The 6,785-nt window shown below is 65.5% G+C and carries 4 protein-coding genes; 2 read left to right on the top strand and 2 right to left on the bottom strand.

The genetic code is table 11. The features are described 5' to 3' along the window. Position 1 precedes the first annotated feature (1 nt). Positions 2-1,585, bottom strand: a complete 1,584-nt coding sequence (locus PHE40_RS08760; protein ID WP_299960884.1) for a lysine--tRNA ligase — start codon at positions 1,583-1,585, stop codon at positions 2-4. A gap of 46 nt (positions 1,586-1,631) precedes the next feature. Here PHE40_RS08760 and PHE40_RS08755 point away from each other — a divergent pair, with 46 nt between their 5' ends. Together PHE40_RS08755 and PHE40_RS08750 are read left to right on the top strand one after the other, a co-directional pair. Beyond that, the gene (locus PHE40_RS08755) at positions 1,632-4,346 is read left to right on the top strand and encodes an ATP-dependent DNA helicase (protein WP_299960882.1); all 2,715 of its coding nucleotides are present in this window, start codon (positions 1,632-1,634) and stop codon (positions 4,344-4,346) included. 58 nt (positions 4,347-4,404) lie between these two features. Next, entirely contained in the window at positions 4,405-6,024 is a 1,620-nt protein-coding gene (locus tag PHE40_RS08750; RefSeq protein WP_299960880.1) for an NF038122 family metalloprotease, read from the top strand. A 131-nt stretch (positions 6,025-6,155) separates the two neighbouring features. On the opposite strand, the gene PHE40_RS08745 is transcribed toward PHE40_RS08750, so the two are convergent. Further along, entirely contained in the window at positions 6,156-6,668 is a 513-nt protein-coding gene (locus tag PHE40_RS08745) for a hypothetical protein (protein ID WP_299960842.1), read from the bottom strand. Between the last annotated feature and the right edge of the window lie 117 nt (positions 6,669-6,785).

Raw genomic sequence — 6,785 nt, 5'->3', positions numbered from 1 at the left:
GCTAGGCTGCCTCCACGCTGCGGGCAAGCGCGGTCTCGACCAGCGCGATGGTACGCTCGATGCCGTAAAGCGCGATGAATCCGCCGAAACGCGGGCCTTCAACCTGGCCGAGCAGAACCTGATACAGGCAGTCGAACCAGGATTTGAGCGGCGCGAAGGGGTGGCGCTTGCCGATGGCGTAAACCAGATTCTGCAATTGCTCCGCCGGGGTTGCGCCGGGGTATTGCACCATCTCGTTCGCCTTCAGGCTTTCCGCAAGGTCGAGCAGCGCGCCACGCTCCACCTCGCCCGGCGCGCGGAACTGCTTTTTGGGCGCCACGAAATCGCGGTTGTAGACGATGGCGTGATGCACCAGCCGGGCCAGGAAGGGGTAGGTCTCGGCGTTCGCGCCGGGGATATAGGCGCGGATGAAGCCCCAGAGCATTTCCGGACTGTCAGCGTTGATGACAGAGGCGAGGTTGAGCAGCATGGTGAAGCCGATGGGCGAGCCGGCGTGTTCGGGCAGCTCGCCGCCATGAATGTGCCAGGCCGGGTTTTCATGCGGTTTTTCCGCCGTGGGCAGCGCCGCCACGGCGGCGATGTAGTCATCCGTCGCGCGGGGGATGACATCAAAGAACAGGCGCTTGGCGCGCTGCGGCGCGTGATACATGAACTGGCCCAGGCTCTCCTTGGGCGCGTAGGTGAGCCATTGCTCGACCGAGAGGCCGTTGCCCTTGGATTTGGAGATTTTCTGGCCCTTGTCGTCCAGGAACAGCTCATAGGTGAGGCAGACCGGCGGCTCGGTGCCCAGCGCGCGCACGATGGCGGAAGAGAGCTTCACCGAGTCGATGAGGTCTTTGCCGGACATCTCGTAATCAACGTCCAGCGCGTGCCAGCGCATCGCCCAGTCGGCCTTCCATTGCAACTTGGCGGCGCCGCCGGTAACCGCGGTCTCGTATTTCGTGTTGGTGTCCGGGTCGGTCCAGAACACGGTGCCGTGTTCCACGTCCACCTGATCAATCGGCACCTGCATGACGATGCCGGTGCGCGGGTGGATGGGCAGGATGGGCGAATAGCTGGCGCGGCGCTCCGGCCCGAGGCTGGGGCGGATGATCTCGACGATGGCATCATGATGCGCGAGCACATGCAGCAGCGCGTTGTCGAACCGGCCGGAGGCGTAATAATCAGACGAGGAGGCGAATTCGAACTCGAAGCCGAACTCGTTCAAAAAATCCTGCAGCATGTTGTTGTTGTGTTCGCCAAAACTCTCGAACTTGCCGAAGGGGTCGGGCACTTTGGTCAACGGCTTGCCGAGGTGGTGCTTGAGCATCTCCTTATTGGGCACATTGTCTGGAATCTTACGCAGGCCGTCCATGTCATCGGAGAACGCCAACAGGCGCGAGGGCAGGCCGGTGAGATCCGTGAAGGCCTTGCGCACCCAGCTGGTGCGGGCGACCTCGCCGAAGGTGCCAATATGCGGCAGGCCGGACGGACCGTAGCCGGTCTCGAACAACGCCTCGGTCTTGCCTTTTTGCTTCAGGCGCGCGGCAACACGTTCGGCTTCACGGAAGGGCCAGCTCGGCTGGGTAGAAATCTGTTCGCTCATAGCCCCGCTCTATGGTCAAAATTCCGCCGCGTCTATACGGAGAGCAATGCCTTTCCTGCCGGACTCCCCCGCCCTTGTTGCCGGTCATGGCCGCGCCGTGCTGCTGACGCACGATGGCGCGGCTGTGGAAGTAAAGCCGGGGCTTGTCGCCAAGCAGCTCGGCGGCGCGGTGCCGCTGCTGGTGCATGGCCCGGCGACGCTGAAGCGGCTGGGCAATCCGGCCGTGCAGGTGCTGGATTTGTTGGAATTATTTGCCTTTGTGTGCCCGGCCCGCGGCTTGGCGCCCACACCCGCCGGGCTGGCGCGCGCGCTGGAGATGGAGGTACCGGAAACGCTGGAGGACGGCGCGCGGTTGCTGGCGCCGATGGCCGAGGCGCTGCTGGCCAGGCTGGCGGCGGGCAAAAATGTGCCGGCGAACCAGGACGCGGCCGGGCTGGCGGCACGGATGGGAGCCGCCGGCTGGGGCTGGGCGCCTTATGTGCTGGCGGCTCTGGGGCAACCGGGCGCAAGGCCGGACGGCATGGCGATGCGGCTTTGGAAGCGCCTGCCGAAATGGGAGGAATCCGCCCCACGCCCGCCGCCCTCGGCATTTGCGGTGACATCCGGGCAGGCGCGGGCGCGGCTGGCCACGCTGCTGGGGCCGGAGGCGGAGCAGCGCCCGGCGCAGGCCGATTATGCCTCGGCGGTGACCGCCGCCTTCAAGCCGCGCCAAGCGGAGGGCCAGCCGCATGTGGTGCTGGCCGAGGCAGGCACGGGCACGGGCAAGACGCTGGGCTATCTGGCCCCCGCCAGCCTGTGGGCGCAGCAGAACAAGGGCGCGGTGTGGGTTTCCACCTTTACCCGGCATTTGCAGCGCCAGATTGAACAGGAGGCGGGGCGGCTGCCGGAGGGCACCAAGGTGGTGCTGCGCAAGGGGCGGGAGAATTACCTCTGCCTGCTCAATTTCGAGGACGCGATGGGCGTGGAGCGCTACGCCGTGCCGCTGGGGCTGGTCGCGCGCTGGGCGATGGCGAGCGCGGATGGCGATTTGTTCGGCGGCGACCTGCCGGGCTGGTTCGCGGAACTGTTCGGCCATAGCCTGCTGGCGCAGATCGCGGACCGGCGGGGCGAGTGCATCCACGCCGCCTGCCCGCATTTTTCCACCTGCGTGATCGAGCGGGTGATCCGCAACGCGCGCGAGGCGGATCTGGTGATTGCCAATCACGCGCTGGTGATGGCGCAGGCCGTGTGGGGCGGGCTGGATGATGATTATGTGCCCACCCGCTATGTGTTCGACGAAGGGCACCATATTTTTGATGCCGCTGACAGTGCTTTCGCGGTGGAGCTCTCCGGCGCGGCGATGGCGGAGCTGCGGCGCTGGCTGCTGGGGGCGGAGGGCGCACGCTCACGCGCGCGGGGGCTGGCGCGGCGACTGGAGGATTTCGCCGCGACGGACGATGCCATAAAGCGCGCGCTGGACGCGGCGCTGCTGGCGGCCAAGGCACTGCCGGCGCCAATGTTCTCCACGCGGCTGGACCCTGAGCTGGAATCGGACAAAAACCCGGCAGAGGCGTTTTTGCGGGCGTTGCGGGTGCAGGCGCTGGCGCGTGGCACCGAGGCGGAGATTAAAGGGGCGATGGCATTCGAGGTGGATCTGCACCCGATCGACCCGGAGATTTTGCCGGTGGCGGCCACGCTCTCGGCCGCGCTGGAGAAGCTGCGCCTGCCCCTGGTGACGTTACGTCAGCGGTTTTTGGAGCGGCTGGAGGCCGAGGCGGAAACGCTGGAGGAAGCCTCGCGCCAGCGGCTGGAGGGCACCGCGCGCAGCATCAAGCGCCGGGCGATCGACAGCATCACGGCATGGCGGCGGATATTGGACGGGCTGGGGGGCGAGGCCAAACCCGGCGAGCGGCCGGGGCGGATCGAGTTTCTGCGCCTGGAACGCGAGGCGGGAACCGACCGCGACGTGCTGCTGCTCTCGCATCTGCTGGACCCGACGGAGGCGTTCATCGAGACCATCGCGCGCCCGGCGCATGGCATGCTCATCACCTCCGCCACGCTGCGCGACGGGGCGGATAACGAAACCGCCTGGGAGGGTGCCGAGGCGCGCACCGGGGCGGCGCATCTGGCCGCGCCCGCCATCCGCGCGGCGTTCGACTCGCCGTTTGATTATGCGGAGCGCACACGCATCGCGCTGATCACGGATGTGAACACGCAGGACATGGGCGCGCTGGCCGGGGCGTATCAGGCGCTGTTTCAGGCGGCGGGCGGCGGCGGGCTGGGGTTGTTCACCGCCATCTCGCGGCTGCGCGCGGTGCAGGCGCGCATCGCCAAACCGCTGGAGGCGGCGGGAATTGCGCTCTACGCCCAGCATGTGGACGCCATGGACAACGCCACGCTGGTGGATATTTTTCGCGCCGAGGAGCACGCCTGCCTGCTCGGCACCGATGCGATGCGCGACGGTGTGGATATTCCCGGCAACGCGTTGCGGCTGGTGGTGTTTGAGCGCACGCCCTGGCCGCGCCCGGATATTCTGCACCGCACGCGGCGCACGCATCTCTCCGGCGGGGCGCCCAAGGATTATGACGATGCGATCGTGCGCTTAAGGCTGCGTCAGGCGTTCGGGCGGCTGATCCGCCGGGCCGATGACCGGGGCGTGTTCGTGCTGCTGGACCGCCAGATGCCCTCGCGGCTGCTGAGCGCCTTCCCCGAGGGAGCGCCGGTGATCCGCTCCGGCCTGGCCGAGGCGGTGGCGGGGATACGGCGGTTTCTGGGCGGGTGAGCTTGCCCTGGAGGCAAAAATTGGCCAACAATCCTAGCGCGATCTGGGCGTGAGGCCGATGGATATTCAACTGAGTTTTGACTCGAGCACGAGCCTGGCGCCCGCCGGTTTCGTCACGGCCATGGACTATGCCGCCAGCCAGCTCGACGCGCTGATCACCGACCCCGTGACGGTGAGCATCGAGGTCTCCTGGAACAATGCCGTGTTCGGCGAGGGCGGCGCGAACATGACGGCTTTCAGCTATGCGGGCGTGGTGGCGGCGCTGAAGGCGCATGCTTCAACACCCGCGGGCATAGAGGCCGCCGCCAACCTGCCCGCCGTGGACCCGACCGGGACCGGGTATTTGAAGCTCACTGATGCGCAGGCCGAGGCGCTGGGCCTTATGACAGGCTCCGCCGGGCCGGGGCAGGATGGCTTTGTTATCTTTGGCTCGGCGGGGGCGCTGCTGGATTTCAGCACCACCGGGACCAGCGTGCCATCCAACCAGTATGATTTTGTCGGGGTCGCCGAACATGAGCTGACGCATGCGCTGGGGCGGATCGACGCCAATTCCGGCGCGCCGCAGTTCATCATGGATCTGTATAAATACGCCGCGCCGGGCACGTTGCAGACCAACGGGACGAACCTGACGTATATCTCGATCGACGGCGGCGCCACGGCGTTGGATACGCTCTCCACCATCTCCGATCTCTCCGACTGGGCGGGCAGCGCGGGGAACGATGCCTTCACCGCCTATGCCAATCAAGGCGTGCTGAACACCATTTCATCGGCTGATACGGCGCTGATGAGCGCGCTGGGGTTCAATGTGCTGTGCTTCGCGGCGGGGACGCGCATCGCCACGCCGGAGGGCGAAGCGGCGGTGGAGAGCCTCGCCATCGGCGACGAGGTGCTGAGCCTCTTCAAGGGCCGTCAGCGGGTTAAATGGATCGGGGTCAGCCATTATGACGGGCGGTTTTTAACCGGCAACCACCTGATGCTGCCGGTTTGTATCAACGCCGGGGCGCTGGGTGATGGGGTGCCGGAGCGCGCACTTTGGGTCTCGCCGGGGCATGGGATTCTGGCCGGTGACGGGCTGGTGCCGGCATGGCGGCTGGTGAATGGTGTCAGCGTGACGCAGGCGCAGAGCGTGGAGCGGGTCAGCTATTATCATATCGAGCTGGCGGCGCATGATGTGGTGTTCGCGCAAAACTGCCCGGCGGAGAGTTATCTCGATATTGGCGAGCGCCGGAAATTCCACAACGCGGCGGGGTTCGAGGCGCTGTATCCGGGTGAACAGGCGGCGCCGGTGGCCTGCATGGCGCGGCTGGAGGATGGGTTTGGGCTGCGCGATGCGCAGGCAGCGGTGAACGCGCGGGCGGGGATTGCGCCGGTGGCCGAATTGGCCGGGGCGTTGCGCGGGGCGCTGGAGGTGGCCGGGCCGGAAGTGGTGGCGGGCTGGGCGCTGTGCCCGGCGTGCCCCGAGGTGCCGGTGGAACTGCTGGTTTTCGCCGGGGCCGAGGTCGTGGCGCGGGTGCTAGCCAATGGCTACCGGGCGGATGTGCGGGCGGCGGGGCTGGGCAGCGGATGCTGCGGATTCGCGGTGGCGATTCCGGCGGGGGTTCGAGGCGCGGTTTCGGTGCGCCGCGCGTTGGATGGGGCGGAAGTGGGGTTTGTGGGTGAGGTGGCGCGGGTGGCTTGAGGGGGGCAAAGATGGCGGAATACGCTGCGCTTTTCCGCCCTACATTTGCTGTCCTTGCTATCTCCACACCCTCTCCAAACAAAAACCGGCACAATGGCCGGGCGGGCTGCGGGTTATGCGGTAGATGGTCTTTAGTCGCCCCAAACCTGTGCGTCTGTTTCTAAATCGAGCAAGTTATTCTCCACATCGGACCAATCGTCATCTGACTGGGAAGATGAGTAGACAACGATACTTCCGCCTAACGCATCATAATCATGACTAATTGATTTTAGTGCATCAAGAGAATTTTCCGCGTCAGATGGGGCGTCACGGATTTCAGCATTTATCTCAACCCCAAGCCCGACTACTCTTGTTAAAGCGTTGGCTCTTTGGTCAGGGGTCGCACTCAGCGCACGTTTGGCTGCTTGGCAGATCGCGATGAGGTCGAGTTGTACAGGGTCCGGCGAATAATTGGCAAAACGACTGACGTAGCAAGGCCCCATATCGCCCGGCACGGATGGCTCTTGGCTACAGACCACAAAGCTCGCTGCGCCGATGCTACACGCCGGGCCATCCCAGTCTGGGGACGCCGCCATTGCCGGATGCACAAACTCTCTTAGCCAAAAAAGAGAAGCGAGCACCAAAACACACAAAAATCGCCGCATGACACGCTCCTCCCACAATAGAGGCTGTACCATAAGCAAAACAAAAAAGACAAAATAAGTTAGCAAGCGTAGGATGGGTGAGCGCAGCGCTACCCATCGCTATCTCGGAAGGCCGGG

The sequence above is a fragment of the Acidocella sp. genome (genome assembly GCF_028687955.1).
GTDB lineage: Bacteria > Pseudomonadota > Alphaproteobacteria > Acetobacterales > Acetobacteraceae > Acidocella.
Note: the sequence above shows the minus strand (reverse complement) of the source record. Positions and strands in the feature narration are given on the sequence as shown.